The following is a 15,704-nucleotide window of genomic DNA, read 5'->3' as shown; positions in this document are numbered from 1 at the left end:
AACCCCCCCCCCCCCACCGGGGGGGCGAGCCGGGGGCGGCGCTGTGGCGCGGGGGGGGCGGGGGGGGGCCGTCCAGCCCGGCGCTGCAGCGCGCGCTGCAACTGGCCTGGGGCCGGAACCTGGGCCGCATGGGCCAGGCGGTGGAGGCACGCCGCGCGCTGGCCCCGTTGCTGGTGGGCGACGCCGCGGATCAGGGCAGCCGCGTCCTGCGCTGGCGCGCCCGTGCCGCGATGGCGCAGCTGGACTGCACGAGCGCACCGGCGCGTGCGCGTGAGGCGCTGGTGCAGCTGCAGCAGGAACTGCAGGCGCAGTGGCCGCAGGGTGGGCAGCTGCTGCAGGAGGTGAACCGGGTGCGGGAGGCGTGCGCACCGGCGCAGATCGCGGCCAGCCCGTGAGCACGCTGGCTGAACGCCGCCCCGCATTCACCTCGGCGAATTAACGTCTGCGTGCCTATGATGGCCGGCCCTCCCTTGCCATCGCTGCCTGCATGCAACGACGCGACTTCCTCCGCAATGCCTCCGTGGCCCTGGCCGCCTTCGGCCTGCCTGCACTGCCGGCCTGTGCCGCGCAGGGCAACCAGGTCGGCCTGCGCCGGCTGGGCGAGCCGCAGCCGTTCGATTTCGCCTCGCTGAAAGGGCAGGCCCGCGCGCTGTCCCAAGCCGCCTACCAGAGCCACAAGCGGACCCTGCCGGGTCCGGTCGAAGCGTTGGACTGGGACCAGTACCAGTCCATCCAGTACCGCCAGGACCATGCCTTGTGGGCCGACCAGCCCGGCCGCTACCAGGCCAAGTTCTTCCACCTCGGCCTGTACTTCCATTCGCCGGTGCGGATGTTCGACGTGACCGACGGCAAGGCGCAGGAACTGGCCTACGACGGCGCGGCGTTCGACTACGGCAAGAGTGGCCTGAAGGGCAGCCATCTGCCGGCTGACCTGGGCTTTGCCGGCTTCCGTCTCAACACCCGCAAGGACACCGACCGCGACTTCGCCGCGTTCCTGGGGGCCAGCTATTTCCGCGCAGTGGGCAAGGAAGGCCAGTACGGCCAGTCCGCGCGCGGCCTGGCGATCGACACCGGCATGGGCAAGCCCGAGGAATTCCCGGATTTCATCGCCTATTACCTGGAGCAGCCGGCGGCTGACTCCAACACGCTGGTGGTGTATGCCCTGCTGGATTCGCCAAGCACCACCGGCGCCTACCGGTTCGCGATCACCAACGGTGATGTGCTGCTGATGGACATCGATTGCGCGCTGTACCCGCGCAAGGCGATCGAGCGGCTCGGCATCGCCCCGTGCACCAGCATGTACCAGGTGGGCGAGAACGACCGCCGCATGGCCTGGGACTGGCGCCCGGAGATCCACGATACCGACGGCCTGTCGATGTGGACCGGGGCCGGTGAATGGATCTGGCGCCCGCTGTGCAACCCGTACCACCTGCGCTTCAACATGTTCGTGGACAACAACCCGCGCGGCTTCGGCCTGCTGCAGCGCGACCGCAATTTCGACCACTACCAGGACGACGGCGTCTTCTACGAGAAGCGCCCCTGCCTGTGGGTGGAACCGAAAGGGCAGTGGGGCAAGGGCTCGGTGCAGCTGGTTGAAATCCCGACCGTGGATGAGACCTTCGACAACATCGTGGCGTTCTGGAATCCCGAGGCCAAGCCGCAGCCGGGCCAGGAGCTGCTGCTCGGCTACCGCCTGTACTGGGGCGCGCAGCCGCCGGCGCGTACCCCGCTGGCGCACTGCGTGGCCAGCCGTACCGGCCTGGGCGGGGTGATCGGCAAGAAGCGCGAGTACTTCTCGTGGCGCTTCGCGGTCGATTTCGAAGGCGGCGAACTGGCCGCGTTGATCGACAAGGACGAAGTGGAAGCCGTGGTCCAGGTCAGCCGTGGCCGCACCGAGATCGTCTCGGCGCGCCCGCTGCGCGAGATCAAGGGCTACCGCGCGATGTTCGATGTGGTACCGCCGGAGGACACCACCGAGCAGATCGATATCCGCCTGTACCTGCGCAGCGGCGGCAAGACCCTGACCGAAACCTGGCTGTATCAGTACAGCCCGCCGCCGAAGGGTGCGCCGGAGCGCACGTTGTATTGATCAAAGCGGCAATGGGACCTGTGCCGGGTCGATTCTTCCCTCGCCGCGCGTGATCTTCTTGAACTCCGCGCGGCTCACCGACACGTAGCGCTCGTTGCCGCCGATCTCCACCTGCGGGCCGTCCTGCACCGCGTGGCCGTGCTCGTCCACGCGCACGGTCATCGTGGCCTTCTTGCCGCTGTGGCAGATCGTCTTGATCTCCTGCATCTCATCGGCCCAGGCCAGCAGGTACTGGCTGCCTTCGAACAGCTCACCGCGGAAATCGGTGCGCAGGCCGTAGCAGAGCACCGGGATGCGCATCTGATCGACCACCTCGCTCAGCTGCCAGACCTGGCTGCGGGTCAGGAACTGCGCTTCATCGACCAGCACGCAGCCCAGCGGGCCGTGCGTGTCGATGTCCTCGGCGATCAGCTGCTGCAGGTCGGTGCCCTGCTGGAACGCGATCCCGTCGGCCTTCAGGCCGATCCGCGAGGCGACCACGCCGCGCCCGGCGCGATCGTCCAGCCGTGGGGTCAGGATGGCCACGCGCATGCCCCGCTCGCGGTAGTTGTGCGCCGACTGCAGCAGGGTCGTGGTCTTGCCGGCGTTCATCGCCGAATAATAGAAATAGAGCTTGGCCATGCCGGGATTTTATCCCTTCGGCGGTCCTGGCATGCCCTTGTCGCCTCAGTCCTGATGGCCCGGCACCGTGGCCGGCAGGCCAACCTCGACCGAACCGGTGCCGATGGCACGGCCAGCCGCCTCCAACTGCCGGTCCTGCCATTGCCAGTACTGGGCTGGCTGCCAGTATTCGTCGCGGTAGAACACATCCGGCTCCAGGTACCGCAGGCCGCGCGCATCCCGGGCCACCATGCGCATGCCGCCGACCGCGCCGGTGTGGCTGCCGGTGACGTTGAGCAGACCACGACGCAACTCGCGCTCCAGCCGCGGCTGGGCCGCCTTGTCCCCGAACTCGGCGTACACCGCCGGGCCCACCTGCAGAGCACGGGCCTGTTCGGCCGGCTCCAGCCCGGCCCAGTAGCGTTCGCGCAGCCCAAGCAGAAATCCGGTCCCGCGTTCAGCGGCGAGGTCCATCCACGCATAGGCCACGGCCCGGTCCTGGGCGCCGCCCTGGCCCTTCCACCACATCTCGGCGAGCGCGGCCTGGGACAACTTGTCGGCGTAGCGGGCACCGAGGCGGTAGTAGCGCCGTGCGTCTTCGAAGCGGCCGCGGGCCTGGGCCTCCTTGCCGTGCTTGCGGTAGCGCAGGTCGGGGTGGCTGACCAGGAACGCATCGGTCTCCTGTGCGTCCTGGGCGCGCAGATCCGGTTGGCTGGACTGCGCCCATGCCGGAACGGTCACGAGTACGGCGATCATGCCCCCCATCTGCCACGCCTTCCTGATAGTCACGTCACGTCGCCTCCGTTGCGTCGATGGGCGCCATGTTCGATCCACTGATGTGAAGGCGTCAACTCCGCGCGGTCGCGCGTCGATGCAGGCCGAGCAAGGCCGGTACAATGCCCCTCCCCTGGAGATGGCATGCACGGTCTCAATCCTCCCCAACACGCGGCAGTGATGCACTGCGAAGGTCCTCTGCTGGTGCTTGCGGGCGCGGGCAGCGGCAAGACGCGCGTGATCGTGGAGAAGATCGGCCAGCTGATCGCCAGCAAGCGCTACCCGGCGCGGCGGATCGCGGCGATCACCTTCACCAACAAATCGGCCAAGGAAATGCGCGAGCGCGTGGCCAAGCGCCTGCGCGGTGGCGACGCCGATGAAGTGACGATCTGTACGTTCCACGCGCTGGGGCTGAAGTTCCTGCAGATTGAACATGCGGCCGTCGGGCTCAAGCGCGGGTTCTCGATCTTCGATGCAGACGATTCGACCGCGCAGGTGAAGGACCTGATGTACGGGGCCAAGCCGGACGACATCGAGGACGTGAAGAACCTGATCTCGCGCGCCAAGAACGCCGGCCTCTCACCCGAGCAGGCGATGGCCGCGGCGCGCAGCACGCGCGAGAAGGAAGCGGCCAGCGTCTACGAGCGGTACCAGCTGCGCCTGACCGCGTTCAACGCGGTCGATTTCGATGATCTGATCCGGCTGCCGGTGCAGGTGCTGGAAGAGAATCCGGAGATCGCCATCGCCTGGCGCGAACGCATCGGCTACCTGCTGGTCGACGAATGCCAGGACACCAACGATGCGCAGTACCGGCTGCTCAAGCAGCTGGCCGGCAGCAAGGGCAACTTCACCTGCGTGGGCGATGACGATCAGTCGATCTACGCCTGGCGCGGTGCGAACCCGGAAAACCTGCAGCAGATGGCGCGCGATTATCCTGCGCTGGAAATCATCAAACTGGAGCAGAACTACCGCTGCTCCAACCGCGTGCTGCGCGCGGCCAACGCGCTGATCGCCAACAACCCGCACGAGCATCTGAAGAAGCTGTGGAGCGACCAGGCCGACGGCGAGCGCATCCGTGTGTGGGAGTGCCGCAACAGCGAGCACGAAGCGGAAAAGGTCGCGGCGGAAATCGCCTTCCTGGCCACCTCCAAGAAGATTCCGTGGAGCGATTTCTGCATCCTGTTCCGCGGCAATTTCCAGTCGCGGCCGCTGGAAAAAGCGCTGCAGCTGGTGCGTGCGCCGTACCACATCACCGGCGGCACCGCGTTCCTGGAACGGCAGGAGGTCAAGGACACGCTGTCCTGGCTGCGCCTGCTGGTGAACCCGGATGACGATACGGCGTTCATGCGCGCGGTGCAGTCGCCCAAGCGCGAAGTGGGCGCCGGTACGCTGGCCAAGCTGGCCGAGCTGGCCTCGGAAAAAGATCTGCCGATGGCGCATGCTGCCGAAGCGATCGGTGCGCTCTCGCAGTTGCCGCCGCGCGCGGCCAACGGGCTGAGCCGCTTCACCGACATCCTGCGCGACCTGCGCGCGGAGATGCCCAAGCTCAGCTCCGGTGATCTGGTGCGCAAGCTGGTGAAGGACTCCGGGCTGGTCTCGGACCTGCGCAGTGCATGCAAGGAAGAGTCTGTCTACCAGCGCCGCCTTGGCAACCTGGAAGAACTGGCGCAATGGTTCGAAGGCGGCCCGAGGGGTGCCTCCACGGCGGATCTGGCCGCGCAGCTGGCGTTGCTTTCACGCAACGACAAGGACGACGGCGGCAACCAGGTGCGGATGATGACCATGCACGCCTCCAAGGGCCTGGAATTCCCGTACGTGTTCATCATCGGCTGCGAAGACGGTGTGCTGCCGCACCAGGTCAGCCTGGACGAAGGCAACCTGCAGGAAGAGCGGCGCCTGCTGTACGTGGGCATCACCCGCGCCAAGGTGCAGCTGTGGATGAGTTACAGCAAGCTCACCCGCAAGTTCGGCGAGCACGTGCGGCTCAAGCCCAGCCGCTTCTTCGATGAGATACCGGCCGAGGAAATGCAGCGCGATGGTGCAGATCCCGTCGCCGATGCCGCGCGCAAGAAAGAGCGTGCCAGCGCGGGCCTGGCGGCGATCCAGGCACTGTTCGACTGAGCATCGTCGGGTAGAGCCACCCCATGGGTGGCTCTACGGCACAATCGGCCTATCACCCTTCACCGGTACCCGCATGTCCGCCGTGATCCAGACCGACCGCCTGCACCTGCGCCTGATCGACCCCGACCATGACGCGGCCGACATGCTGGCCCTGCTCAACGAGCCCGGTTTCATCCGCAACATCGCCGACCGCGGCGTACGCACCCTGGCGCAGGCGCGTGACTACACCGCCGAGCGCGTGCTCGGCAGCTACACCCTCAATGGCTTTGGCATGTACGCCGTGATCCGCCGCGAGGACGGCGCATGGCTGGGCAACGCCGGTCTGGTCCGCCGCGCCGGGCTGCCGGCACCGGACATCGGCTATGCACTGCTGTCGCAGTACGAAGGCCACGGCTACGCGTTGGAAGCCGCGCGCGGGGTGCTGCATTACGCGCGCGATGCGCTCGGCCATGCCGATCTGTACGGCATCGTCTCGCCGGACAACGTGCGCTCCGCCGCGCTGCTGCGCAAGCTGGGCATGGAGGATCGCGGCGACTTGCTGCTGCCGCCGCCACACGAAGAAGTGGTGCTGCTGTTTGCCACGCCGGGCGCGCCGGCCCCCCAACGGTAAAGCCGACCGTCGCTCGGCTGCGCTCCGCAAGCCAGCCAATCAGCACCACTGGGTAGAGCCGACCGTTGGTCGGCTGCTCTCAGCCCCCCAACTGTGCGCGCAGCTCTGCCAGCTGTTCCTGCAGCTCGGCCACGGTGGCCTCCAACTGCTGCACGCGGGACTCCAGTACCGGAGTGGCACCGCCGCCGCCGGCACCGGACGGCGCCGACCGGTACTGCTCGGCCAAGGCCTGCACGTCCACCGGGCCGGCCAGCAGGTGCATGTAGCGGTCTTCGCGCTGGCCGCTGGCGCGTGGCAGCTGGACCGCCATGCCGCGCTGGATCATGCGCTCCAGGTGGTGGCGCAGTTCGTCCACATCCTGGAAGCGGACCAGGCGCTCGCTGCGGGTCAGCAGTTCATTGAGGGTCTGCGGGCCGCGCAGCAGCAACAGGCCCAGGATCGCCAGCTGCTGGCGGGTCAGGTCCAGCGCGGCACCGGCGCGGTGTTCGTAGCGCTCGGCGCGCGAGGAGTACTGCTGGCGCGCCAGGCCCAGGGTCTCCAGCTGGCGCAGCGCGTGGTGCACATCGCCGGCCGACAGGGCCATGACCGGCTCGCGGGCGGTCTTCTGGTTGGCCGCCACCTGGGCGGCGTTGACCGTCAGCGGGTAGGCGTCCGGGGTGGTCGCCTCCTTCTCGATCAGGCAGCCCAACGCGCGGGCCTGGGCCGCGCTGAGCACGGGCAGGGCAGGGGTCTGGGTGTCGTCGGTCATGGGGCGCTCCGGGGTGTTTCAGGGGCGTGCAGCATAGCCGAGCCCCGCCTGCGGCATGAATGCCGCGGGACAAGCCGGTAAACTGGCGCGAATCTGTTGCCGGTGAATGCCATGCGTCGTAGTGCTGTTTCCCTGTCCGTGCTTGCCTGCGCCGTGATGGCGCTGAGTGCCTGCAAGCGCACTGAAACCCCGGCCGATGCCGCCCCGCCAGCCGCCGCTGCCGCGGCCAGTGCACCGGCCGCCACCGGCGATGCCGCCGTGGCCGCCAACGACAACCTCAATGCCGTGCTGTGGATGCAGCGTTCGCAGGAGTACCGGGCGATCACCGAGCAGACCTACCGTTCGGCCGCCGATCACCTGGACAAGGCCCTCAAGGAACCCAACTGGGACGCGCTGGTGCCTGAAGAACGCGGCAATGCCGCCAAGGGCCTGAAGCCGGCCGTGGTGCTGGATGTGGACGAAACCGTGCTGGACAACTCGCCCTACCAGGCGCGCCTGGTGCGCGATGGCAAGGAATACGACGAGCTGAGCTGGGACCAGTGGGTGGCCGAAAAGAAGGCCAAGGCGATCCCGGGCGTGGTCGATTTCGCCAAGGCCGCCAACGCCAAGGGCGTGACCCTGCTGTACATCTCCAACCGCGCCGTGCATCTCAAGGACGCCACCCTGGCCAACCTGCGCGAGCAGGGCCTGCCGGTGGCCGACGACAGCGTGTTCCTCGGCCTGGGCACCGTGGTGGACGGCTGCGAGCAGGCCGGCAGCGAGAAGAACTGCCGCCGCCGCCTGGCCGGCCAGAACTACCGCGTGCTGATGCAGTTCGGCGACCAGCTGGGCGACTTCGTGGAAGTCACCGCCAACACCAACGATGGCCGCGATGCGCTGCTGCAGCAGTACCACGACTGGTTCGGCGAGCGCTGGTGGATGCTGCCCAACCCGACCTACGGCGGCTTCGAGCCGGCACAGTTCAACAACGATTACAGCCAGTCGCGCCAGGCCCGCCACGACGCCAAGCGCGCCGCGCTGGATTACGCACCGTGAGCCGCGCGCCGCTGCCGCTGCGGGACGAGGAGCGCCTGATCTTCGCGCTCGACGTGCCCGGCCGCGCCGACGCGCTGGCCTGGGTCGATCGCCTCGGCGATGCCGTGTCGTTCTACAAGATCGGCATGGAACTGCTGGCCTCCGGCGAGTACTTCCAGGTGCTTGACGCACTCGCCGCACGCGACAAGCGGGTGTTCGTCGATCTCAAGTTCTTCGACATCCCTGCCACCGCTGCGGCGGTGATCAAGCGCCTCTCGCAGTGGCCGGTGAGCTACGCCACCATCCATGGCTGGCACCCGGCGATGATGGAGGCCTGCGCGGCCGCCAACGGCAGCGACATGCGCCTGCTGGCGGTGACCGTGCTGACCTCGATGGGGCGCAGCGACCTGGCCCAGATGGGCATCGACCGCGAGCCGGTCGAGGTGGTGGTCGAACGCGCGCTGGCCGCCCAGGCCGCCGGCATCGATGGCGTCATTGCCTCCGGCCAGGAGGCCGGGCCGATCCGCGCCGCCACCGGCGCCGGCTTCTCGATCGTCTGCCCGGGCATCCGCCCCGGCGGCCCGGTCGGGGATGACCAGAAGCGCACCGTTGGCGTGGCCCAGGCGTTCGCCGATGGCGCCGATGCGATCGTGGTCGGTCGCCCGATCCGGCTCGCCAGCGACCCGCAGGCCGCCGCGCGCGCCATCCAGGCTGAGATCGCCCAGGCGCTCGCCGCGCGCTGAGGCGGTGACGGGGCGGCACCGCCCCGTCACAGCTGGTTTTTCTGTACATTCAAGGGCTTGCGCACGGAGCGCAGGGTCGGCAGGTCTGCCGGCTTGCCGCTGTCACCGAACAGGCCGCAAGATGCGGACCGGTCCGGGGAGTCCGAATTCATGTCCATGTCGTTGAAGCCGTGGCAGTACCGAGGGCAGGCGTTGGCGCTGGCCCTGTGCGGGTTGGTGCTGCTCAGTGCCTGCAAGGACAAGCAGATCGACCCCGATGCACCGGCGTCCGAGCCGGTCGCGGCCCTGCAGCAGCTGGCGCAGCGGGTCGCCGACAACGATCTGGTCGGCTACGCGAAGGCAGCGGTGCCGCCGGCCCAGTACGCGCGCCTGCAGGGCGCCTGGAGCCAGGGCCACAGCCGTTGGCCGCTGACCGAGCTGCCGCTGGATGGGCAGTTGCTGCCGATGCTCACTGCGCTGTCGCGGCCGGACGCGCCGCAGCGGCTGCAACGCTCGTTCGATACCCAGATCGCCGGCCAGGCCACGCAGGTCCGCCAGGCGGCCCATTCGATGGGATTGTTCGGCGAGCAGTACCTGCGCAACCAGAGCGAGTACAGCGACAGCGAGCGCGCCCACTACACCCAGGTGGTGAACGCGCTCAGCCGCTGGGCCGCCGCGGCGCCACTGACGGACAAGCAGCGGGCGAAGACGACCATCACCCTGCTCACCGCTACCGCGCGCACTGCCGGGCTGTCCACGGATGCCGAACTGCAGGCCGCGGGCATGGAAGAAAGCCTGCGCCGGCTCGGGCCCTTCATCAAAGCCTTCAAGACGGCCCTGGCCAGTTACGGGCTGTCGCTGGACGCGGCGTTGACCGAGCTGCGCGGCGAGCTGACGTCCGCGCTGGGCGACGACGCGGTGGTGCGGATCCAGTACACGCTGGCCGGCGAACAGATCGACGCCCAGGTGCGGATGACACGGCGCGACGGGCATTGGTACGTGACCCGCACGCTGGAAGACACCGATGCGCTGCTGCAGGCCGCCGACGCCGCACAAGCTGAACATGACGCCCGCCAAGCGGCCGAAGCAGAGGCGGCGGCGGCGGTCAAGGACGGTGCTTCTGCACCGGCTAAGCCATAATGAAGCCGATGCCGAACCAGAATCCCCTGCCTTTCCCCGGTGAAGAGCCGCCCAAGACGCCGGACGCCATGTCCTCGTCGCCCGCTACCGTGCCGTCCGACGGTGCTGCCGCCCCGGTTCCACCGGCCGCTGGCGCGCCCGTGGAGGCCGTTGCCGTCGATGCGGAGCCGTCCACCGTCGTGCCGTCCGCGATCGTGCCCGGCACCCGCCCCCCCAGCGGTCGCCCGCCGTGGTGGGCGCGCCTGCTCGGCCGCCTGGTCGAGCCGTGGCTGTCGCTGAAGATCGAACCCGAACACCCCGGCCAGTACAACGATGGCCGCCCGGTGGTCTACGTGCTGGAGGACTACGGTCTGTCCAACGCGCTGATCCTGGACAAGGCCTGCCGCGAAGCCGGCCTGCCCTCGCCGCTGGTGCCGATCGCCGGCGATCCGACCGGGCGCAGGCGCGCCTACCTGGCCCTGTCGCGCCGGAGCAGCAGCAACTCGCTGATCCCCGAGCAGCGTGGCGCCAAGACCCACTCGGACTCGCTGGCCAAGGTGCTGCAGGCGCACCGCGCCCGCGGCGAGCTGGACGTGCACCTGGTGCCGGTGTCGATCTTCGTCGGCCGCGCGCCGGACAAGCAGAGCGGCTGGTTCGCGGTGCTGTTCTCGGAAAACTGGGCCCTGGTGGGTCGTTTCCGTCGCCTGCTGGCGGTGCTGCTCAACGGCCGCAGCACGATCGTGCGCTTCGCCCCGCCGATCTCGCTGCGCACCACGGTCGATGAGGGGCTGGACCCCGAACGCACCGTGCGCAAGCTGCAGCGCGTGCTGCGCACCCATTTCCGCCGCATCCGCGAATCGGTGATCGGGCCGGATCTGTCGACCCGCCGCCTGCTGGTGGACAAGGTGCTCGACGCGGACACGGTGCGCGAAGCGATCGCCTCGCAGGCCAAGCGCGACAACTCCAAGCCGGCCGATGCCTGGAAAAAAGCCCACGCCTACGCGTGGGAAATCGCCGCGGATTACTCCAGTCCGGTGGTGCGCTCGGCCAGCTTCATGCTCAGCCATGTCTGGAACCGCATCTACGCCGGCGTGCTGGTCCACCACCTGGACAAGTTCAAGGCCGCCGCGCCCGGGCATGAAGTGGTCTATGTGCCCAGCCACCGCAGCCACATGGATTACCTGCTGCTGTCCTACCTGCTGTACGACCGCGGCATCGTGCCGCCGCACATCGTGGCCGGCATCAATCTCAACCTGCCGGTGGTCGGCACGCTGCTGCGCAAGGGCGGTGCGTTCTTCATCCGCCGCTCGATCCGCGGCAACGCGCTGTACTCGGCGGTGCTCAGCGAATACGTGGCGCAGCTGGTCGCCGGCGGCTACTCGATCGAGTATTTCGTCGAAGGTGGCCGCTCGCGCACCGGGCGCCTGCTGCAGCCCAAGGGCGGCATGATCTCGATGACGCTGCGCGCCTTCCTGCGCCAGCCGCGCAAGCCGGTGCTGTTCCAGCCGGTCTACATCGGCTATGAAAAGCTGATGGAGGGCGGCAGCTACCTGGACGAACTGTCCGGCCGGCCGAAGGAAAAGGAATCGATCTGGTCGCTGCTGTGGTCGATCCCGAAGGTGCTCAAGCAGAACTACGGCCAGGTCGTGGTGAACTTCGGTGAGCCGATCGCGCTCAACGACGTGCTCGCCCAGCGTGCACCGGACTGGAATGGCCAGCCGGTGGGCGAAGACGAGAAGCCCTCGTGGTTGTCCGGCACGGTGGATCACCTGGCCGAACGCATCCAGGTGCATATCAACGGTGCTGCCGACGTCAATCCGATCAACCTGCTCGCGCTGGCGCTGCTGTCCACGCCCAAGCATGCGATGGGCGAGGCGGACCTGATCGCGCAGATCGAACTGTGCAAGACCCTGCTGGTCGAGATGCCCTACTCGGACCGGGTGACGGTGACACCGCACTCGCCGGAGCGGATCATCGCCCACGCCGAGGAAATCAACGTCCTCACCCGCATCAAGCACCCGCTGGGCGACGTGCTCAGCGTCAGTGGCGACACCGCGGTGCTGCTGAGCTACTTCCGCAACAACGTCATCCACCTGTTCACCGCCTCGTCGTGGGTGGCCTGCTGCTTCCAGAACAACCGCCGCATGAGCCGCACCGGGCTGGTCCAGCTGGGCCGCACGGTGTATCCGTTCCTGCAGGCCGAGCTGTTCCTGCCGTGGACCGAAGACGAGTTCGCCCAGCGCATCGAGCAGACCATCAACGTGTTCGTGCGCGAAGGGCTGCTGCAGAACATCAATGATGACGACGGCGGGATCCTGGCGCGCAACACCGGGCAGACCGACGAAGTCTTCCGCCTGCGCGCGATCGGCCATTCGCTGCAGCAGGCGTTCGAGCGCTATTACATCGCGATCTCGGTGCTGGTGAAGAACGGCCCCGGCACGTTGGGCGCGGCCGAGCTGGAAAGCCTGTGCCAGCAGGCTGCGCAGCGCCTGAGCCTGCTCTATGCGCCGGCCGCGCCGGAGTTCTTCGACCGCACGCTGTTCCGCGGCTTCATCCAGAAGCTGCGCGAACTGCGCCTGGTGTGGCCGGATGAAAACAGCAAGCTGCTGTTCGATGCGCGCCTGGACGCGTGGGCGAAGGATGCGAAGTTCATCCTCGGCCGCGAGCTGCGCCATACCATCGAGCGTGTCAGCCCGGAAGCGGCAAAGCCGGAAGAGCCGGTCGCCACGGATTGACGACGGCACGTCGTCAATCCGGACGCACCGTCCTTGCCTACGGGTAGAGCCACGCGATGCGTGGCTGGCTCAGGCCGGCTCGTCCGGAATCAGCATGTCTTCCAGCTTGGCGATGCAGTCCTTCAACTGCAGCTTGCGCCGCTTCAGGCGCTTGGCTTCAAGCTCATCGTCGCCGTTGGCGGCCATGCGCAGGATCTGATCATCCAGCGCACGATGCTCCTGCCGAAGGAGGGCAAGGCGGGCAGTGATATCGGCGGGTGTCATGGTGTCCACAGGCTCCGAGCATACACATCCCCGATGACCGCCGGGAGTGAACGCAGTCACTTCCCGGCCCCTGTGAGGGCGCGTTGCAGCCGGTAGAATGCGTGCATGAGCGCTGCTGTCATCCGCCTGCCCGATCCCGTCCCGCGCGCCCGCGATCCGCGCGCGCCCGGCGGCGTGCAGGACCGGCTGGCGCGGCAACTGCGCCGCCAGGTCGGTCAGGCCATCGCGGACTTCGGCATGATCGAGGCCGGCGACAAAGTGATGGTGTGCCTGTCCGGTGGCAAGGACAGCTACACCCTGCTCGACATCCTGTTGCAGCTGCAGAAAAAAGCGCCGGTACCGTTCGAGCTGGTCGCGGTGAACCTGGACCAGAAGCAGCCGGGTTTTCCCGAGCACGTGCTGCCGACCTACCTGGCCTCGATCGGTGTGCCGTTCCAGATCATCGAGCAGGACACCTATTCGGTGGTCAGCCGGGTGATTCCCGAAGGCCGCACGATGTGTTCGCTGTGCTCGCGTCTGCGCCGTGGCGCGCTGTACCGGCATGCGGCCGAACACGGCTTCACCAGGATCGCGCTGGGCCACCACCGCGATGACAGCGTGGCCACGTTCTTCCTCAATCTGTTCCACCACGCCAAGCTCTCGGCGATGCCGCCCAAGCTGCGCAGCGACGACGGCCAGCATATCGTGATCCGCCCGCTGGCCTACGTGAGCGAGGCAGACATCAGCGCCTACGCGCAGGCGCGCGCTTTCCCGATCATTCCCTGCACGCTGTGTGGCAGCCAGGACACCCTGCAGCGCCGCCAGGTGGAACAGATGCTGCAGCAGTGGGAACGCGAGCAGCCCGGCCGCATCGACCAGATCGCACGCGCGCTGGGCAACATCCATCCCTCGCAGCTGGCCGATCCGGCCCTGTTTGATTTCATGGCACTGGGGCGCGCCACTGCGGCCCCGCTGCCCGACCCGCCGGCCTGGGCCGGCACTGCCCACGACCCCGGCCACGCCCCCGGCCCGGCCTGAGCCACGCCGGCGCGCCCGCCCTCCCTTTCACGCTCTTACTCTGGACGTCCATGTTCTTTCGCAACCTGACGCTGTTCCGCTTCCCGACCGCCACCGATTTCTCCGACGTAGACACCCTGCTGCCGCAGGTGCTGCTCAAGCCGGTCGGTCCGCTTGAAATGAATTCGCGCGGCTTCATCTCGCCGTTCGGCCGTGAAGAAAAGGCCGTGTTCTCGCACCGCGTGGGCGATGCGCTGTGGCTGACCGTGGGCGGTGAGGACAAGATCCTGCCGGGCGCGGTGGTCAACGATCTGCTCGCGCGCAAGCTCGAGGAGATCGAAGAGAAGGAAGGCCGCAAGCCCGGTGGCCGCGAGCGCAAGCGCATGAAGGACGATCTGCTGCACGAACTGATGCCGCGCGCCTTCGTGAAGAGCTCGCGTACCGACGCGCTGATCGACCTGACCCACGGGTACGTCGCCGTGGACTGCTCGAGCAGCAAGAAGGGCGAGAACATGATGTCCGACATCCGTGGCCTGCTCGGCAGCTTCCCGGCGATGCCGTTAAATGCCGAAGTGGCGCCGCGCTCGATCCTGACCGGCTGGATCGCCGGGGAAACCCTGCCGACCGGGCTGAGCCTGGGCGAAGAGTGCGAGATGAAGGACCCGGCCGAGGGCGGTGCAGTGGTCAAGTGCCAGCACCAGGAACTGCGCTGCGACGAGATCGACAAGCATCTGGACGCCGGCAAGCAGGTGACCAAGCTGGCCCTGGTCTTCGAGGACAACCTGTCCTTCGTGCTGGGCGACGACCTGATCGTGCGCAAGCTGAAGTTCCTGGATGGCGCGCTGGACCAGCTCGAGCACGCCGACGATGACGGCCGCCGCGCCGAACTGGATGCCCGTTTCGCCCTGCAGAGCGGCGAAGTGCGCCGCCTGTTCCTGCTGCTGGAAGAGGCCTTCAAGCTGAGCAAGGCGGACTGATCGGTTCCGATCAGTCCCCAGTCATGCGCCGGTCACGGCCGGCGCTATGCTGTACCCATGTCCGGATTCCTCCGCCGCCTGATTTCGCCGGCTGTCAGCACGCTGCAGCGCGATACGGTACGGCTGCGCCTGGAGGATGCCGAGATCGATGTCCTGCGTGTGCGCGATCCGCGTGCGCGCCGGATCAAGCTCAGCGTCGATGAGCGCGGCGTACGCCTGACCCTGCCACCGCGCGCCAGCCTGGTGATGGGCGAGCGTTTTCTCGACCAGCATCGCGGCTGGTTGTCCGAACAACTGCGCAGCTACCAGGCCACCAACCTGCCGCCACCGCTGGTGATCGGCGAGCCGGGGGTGCTGCCGCTGCGCGGTGCGCTGCTGCCGCTGCGCTGGGAAGCCGGCCGCTACGCGCACATGCACGTGGATGAGCAGGGCGCCTGCCTGCACTGGCCCACCCGTGGCACCGATGCCACGCTGCGCCGCACCCTGCGCGAGTTCTACGAAGCCCAGACCCGTGCCGATGTCGGCCAGTGGCTGCCGCGTTATCTGCCTGGTCTGCCGCGTGCACCGGCGCGGCTGCGGCTGAAGGTGATGTCCTCGCAATGGGGCTCGCTGGCGCCGGATGGCAGCATGGCGCTCGATCTGGCCCTGGTGTTGGGGCGGCCTTCGGCGTTCGAGTACGTGCTGGTGCACGAGCTCTGCCATCTGATCCAGGCCAATCACTCGCCGGCGTTCTGGGCCGAAGTGGAAAGGCGCTTCCCGGCGTGGCATGCCGAGCGGGACTATTTCCAGCTCGAAGGGCGGCGGCTCAAGGCGATGCTGCGGCAGCTGCTGACCCCGGCACCGTAACGGCGGCGGCAACGCTCGCTCCTCACCGGTAGTGCCGGCCGCTGGCCGCCAATCACGCGGGGGTGAGTTGATGAGGAGCCGGCCAGCGG

The 15,704-nt window shown here is 68.0% G+C and carries 16 protein-coding genes; 11 read left to right on the top strand and 5 right to left on the bottom strand.

Annotated elements, in window-relative coordinates; translation table 11 throughout:
- Both QMX81_RS17560 and QMX81_RS17555 read left to right on the top strand, forming a co-directional pair.
- Positions 1 to 395, top strand: a 395-nt coding sequence (locus QMX81_RS17560) for a hypothetical protein (RefSeq protein WP_282263419.1), incomplete at its 5' end; no start/stop codon positions are given.
- A gap of 92 nt (positions 396 to 487) precedes the next feature.
- Positions 488 to 2,089: a glucan biosynthesis protein D gene (locus QMX81_RS17555; protein ID WP_282263417.1), complete on the top strand. Its 1,602-nt coding sequence runs from the start codon at positions 488 to 490 to the stop codon at positions 2,087 to 2,089.
- Here the strand turns inward: QMX81_RS17555 and QMX81_RS17550 are convergent, their stop codons facing one another.
- Both QMX81_RS17550 and QMX81_RS17545 read right to left on the bottom strand, forming a co-directional pair.
- Entirely contained in the window at positions 2,090 to 2,710 is a 621-nt protein-coding gene (locus QMX81_RS17550; RefSeq protein WP_282263414.1) for a thymidine kinase, read from the bottom strand.
- A 45-nt stretch (positions 2,711 to 2,755) separates the two neighbouring features.
- Positions 2,756 to 3,445, bottom strand: a complete 690-nt coding sequence (locus tag QMX81_RS17545; protein ID WP_282263411.1) for a hypothetical protein — start codon at positions 3,443 to 3,445, stop codon at positions 2,756 to 2,758.
- A 162-nt stretch (positions 3,446 to 3,607) separates the two neighbouring features.
- On the opposite strand from QMX81_RS17545, the gene QMX81_RS17540 reads away from it, so the two are divergent.
- On the top strand, positions 3,608 to 5,584 hold the full coding sequence (locus tag QMX81_RS17540; protein ID WP_121043875.1) for a UvrD-helicase domain-containing protein: 1,977 nt from the start codon (positions 3,608 to 3,610) through the stop codon (positions 5,582 to 5,584).
- A 73-nt stretch (positions 5,585 to 5,657) separates the two neighbouring features.
- Entirely contained in the window at positions 5,658 to 6,194 is a 537-nt protein-coding gene (locus QMX81_RS17535; RefSeq protein ID WP_282263408.1) for a GNAT family N-acetyltransferase, read from the top strand.
- Positions 6,195 to 6,273: 79 nt separating this feature from the next.
- Here the strand turns inward: QMX81_RS17535 and QMX81_RS17530 are convergent, their stop codons facing one another.
- A complete protein-coding gene (locus QMX81_RS17530; RefSeq protein WP_121043881.1) occupies positions 6,274 to 6,942 on the bottom strand; it encodes a DUF480 domain-containing protein in 669 nt (222 codons plus the stop codon).
- Positions 6,943 to 7,053: 111 nt separating this feature from the next.
- On the opposite strand from QMX81_RS17530, the gene QMX81_RS17525 reads away from it, so the two are divergent.
- Both QMX81_RS17525 and pyrF read left to right on the top strand, forming a co-directional pair.
- Complete coding sequence (locus tag QMX81_RS17525; protein WP_183073827.1) at positions 7,054 to 7,977, top strand: 5'-nucleotidase, lipoprotein e(P4) family; 924 nt, start codon at positions 7,054 to 7,056, stop codon at positions 7,975 to 7,977.
- Positions 7,974 to 8,699, top strand: a complete 726-nt coding sequence (gene pyrF / locus QMX81_RS17520) for an orotidine-5'-phosphate decarboxylase (protein ID WP_282263405.1) — start codon at positions 7,974 to 7,976, stop codon at positions 8,697 to 8,699. Before QMX81_RS17525 ends, pyrF begins: the two co-directional genes overlap by 4 nt.
- A gap of 26 nt (positions 8,700 to 8,725) precedes the next feature.
- Here the strand turns inward: pyrF and QMX81_RS17515 are convergent, their stop codons facing one another.
- Positions 8,726 to 8,851: a hypothetical protein gene (locus tag QMX81_RS17515; RefSeq protein WP_282263404.1), complete on the bottom strand. Its 126-nt coding sequence runs from the start codon at positions 8,849 to 8,851 to the stop codon at positions 8,726 to 8,728.
- Here QMX81_RS17515 and QMX81_RS17510 point away from each other — a divergent pair.
- Positions 8,850 to 9,818, top strand: coding sequence for a hypothetical protein (locus tag QMX81_RS17510; protein ID WP_282263403.1), 969 nt, complete (start codon positions 8,850 to 8,852; stop codon positions 9,816 to 9,818). The genes QMX81_RS17515 and QMX81_RS17510 overlap by 2 nt on opposite strands.
- Positions 9,818 to 12,532 carry a glycerol-3-phosphate 1-O-acyltransferase PlsB gene (gene plsB / locus QMX81_RS17505; RefSeq protein ID WP_121043889.1) on the top strand — a complete coding sequence of 905 codons (2,715 nt, stop codon included), beginning with the start codon at positions 9,818 to 9,820 and terminating at the stop codon, positions 12,530 to 12,532. The genes QMX81_RS17510 and plsB overlap by 1 nt, the downstream gene beginning before the upstream one ends.
- Positions 12,533 to 12,601: 69 nt before the next feature.
- Here the strand turns inward: plsB and QMX81_RS17500 are convergent, their stop codons facing one another.
- Positions 12,602 to 12,805 carry a DUF465 domain-containing protein gene (locus QMX81_RS17500; RefSeq protein ID WP_121043893.1) on the bottom strand — a complete coding sequence of 68 codons (204 nt, stop codon included), beginning with the start codon at positions 12,803 to 12,805 and terminating at the stop codon, positions 12,602 to 12,604.
- Positions 12,806 to 12,901: 96 nt separating this feature from the next.
- Here QMX81_RS17500 and ttcA point away from each other — a divergent pair, with 96 nt between their 5' ends.
- Genes ttcA through QMX81_RS17485 form a run of 3 tightly spaced genes read left to right on the top strand, consistent with a single transcriptional unit; the run spans position 12,902 to position 15,615 of the window.
- Positions 12,902 to 13,813 carry a tRNA 2-thiocytidine(32) synthetase TtcA gene (gene ttcA / locus QMX81_RS17495; RefSeq protein ID WP_121043896.1) on the top strand — a complete coding sequence of 304 codons (912 nt, stop codon included), beginning with the start codon at positions 12,902 to 12,904 and terminating at the stop codon, positions 13,811 to 13,813.
- 50 nt (positions 13,814 to 13,863) lie between these two features.
- Entirely contained in the window at positions 13,864 to 14,769 is a 906-nt protein-coding gene (locus QMX81_RS17490; protein ID WP_121043899.1) for a recombination-associated protein RdgC, read from the top strand.
- 57 nt (positions 14,770 to 14,826) lie between these two features.
- Complete coding sequence (locus QMX81_RS17485) at positions 14,827 to 15,615, top strand: SprT family zinc-dependent metalloprotease (RefSeq protein ID WP_282263396.1); 789 nt, start codon at positions 14,827 to 14,829, stop codon at positions 15,613 to 15,615.
- Positions 15,616 to 15,704 lie beyond the last annotated feature (89 nt).

The sequence above is a fragment of the Stenotrophomonas sp. PS02301 genome (assembly GCF_029959485.1).
GTDB lineage: Bacteria > Pseudomonadota > Gammaproteobacteria > Xanthomonadales > Xanthomonadaceae > Stenotrophomonas > Stenotrophomonas maltophilia_Z.
The sequence above is the reverse complement of the archived record's forward strand: the minus strand, read 5'-3'. Positions and strand labels throughout refer to the sequence as shown.

What these genes read in the sequence shown, in the direction of transcription:
- QMX81_RS17555 (WP_282263417.1), top strand. Translation starts at nt 488, where the DNA reads ATGCAACGACGCGACTTCCTCCGCAATGCCTCCGTGGCCCTGGCCGCC.
- QMX81_RS17550 (WP_282263414.1), bottom strand. Translation starts at nt 2,710, where the DNA reads ATGGCCAAGCTCTATTTCTATTATTCGGCGATGAACGCCGGCAAGACC.
- QMX81_RS17545 (WP_282263411.1), bottom strand. Translation starts at nt 3,445, where the DNA reads ATGATCGCCGTACTCGTGACCGTTCCGGCATGGGCGCAGTCCAGCCAA.
- QMX81_RS17540 (WP_121043875.1), top strand. Translation starts at nt 3,608, where the DNA reads ATGCACGGTCTCAATCCTCCCCAACACGCGGCAGTGATGCACTGCGAA.
- QMX81_RS17535 (WP_282263408.1), top strand. Translation starts at nt 5,658, where the DNA reads ATGTCCGCCGTGATCCAGACCGACCGCCTGCACCTGCGCCTGATCGAC.
- QMX81_RS17530 (WP_121043881.1), bottom strand. Translation starts at nt 6,942, where the DNA reads ATGACCGACGACACCCAGACCCCTGCCCTGCCCGTGCTCAGCGCGGCC.
- QMX81_RS17525 (WP_183073827.1), top strand. Translation starts at nt 7,054, where the DNA reads ATGCGTCGTAGTGCTGTTTCCCTGTCCGTGCTTGCCTGCGCCGTGATG.
- QMX81_RS17510 (WP_282263403.1), top strand. Translation starts at nt 8,850, where the DNA reads ATGTCCATGTCGTTGAAGCCGTGGCAGTACCGAGGGCAGGCGTTGGCG.
- QMX81_RS17515 (WP_282263404.1), bottom strand. Translation starts at nt 8,851, where the DNA reads ATGAATTCGGACTCCCCGGACCGGTCCGCATCTTGCGGCCTGTTCGGT.
- plsB (WP_121043889.1), top strand. Translation starts at nt 9,818, where the DNA reads ATGAAGCCGATGCCGAACCAGAATCCCCTGCCTTTCCCCGGTGAAGAG.
- ttcA (WP_121043896.1), top strand. Translation starts at nt 12,902, where the DNA reads ATGAGCGCTGCTGTCATCCGCCTGCCCGATCCCGTCCCGCGCGCCCGC.
- QMX81_RS17490 (WP_121043899.1), top strand. Translation starts at nt 13,864, where the DNA reads ATGTTCTTTCGCAACCTGACGCTGTTCCGCTTCCCGACCGCCACCGAT.
- QMX81_RS17485 (WP_282263396.1), top strand. Translation starts at nt 14,827, where the DNA reads ATGTCCGGATTCCTCCGCCGCCTGATTTCGCCGGCTGTCAGCACGCTG.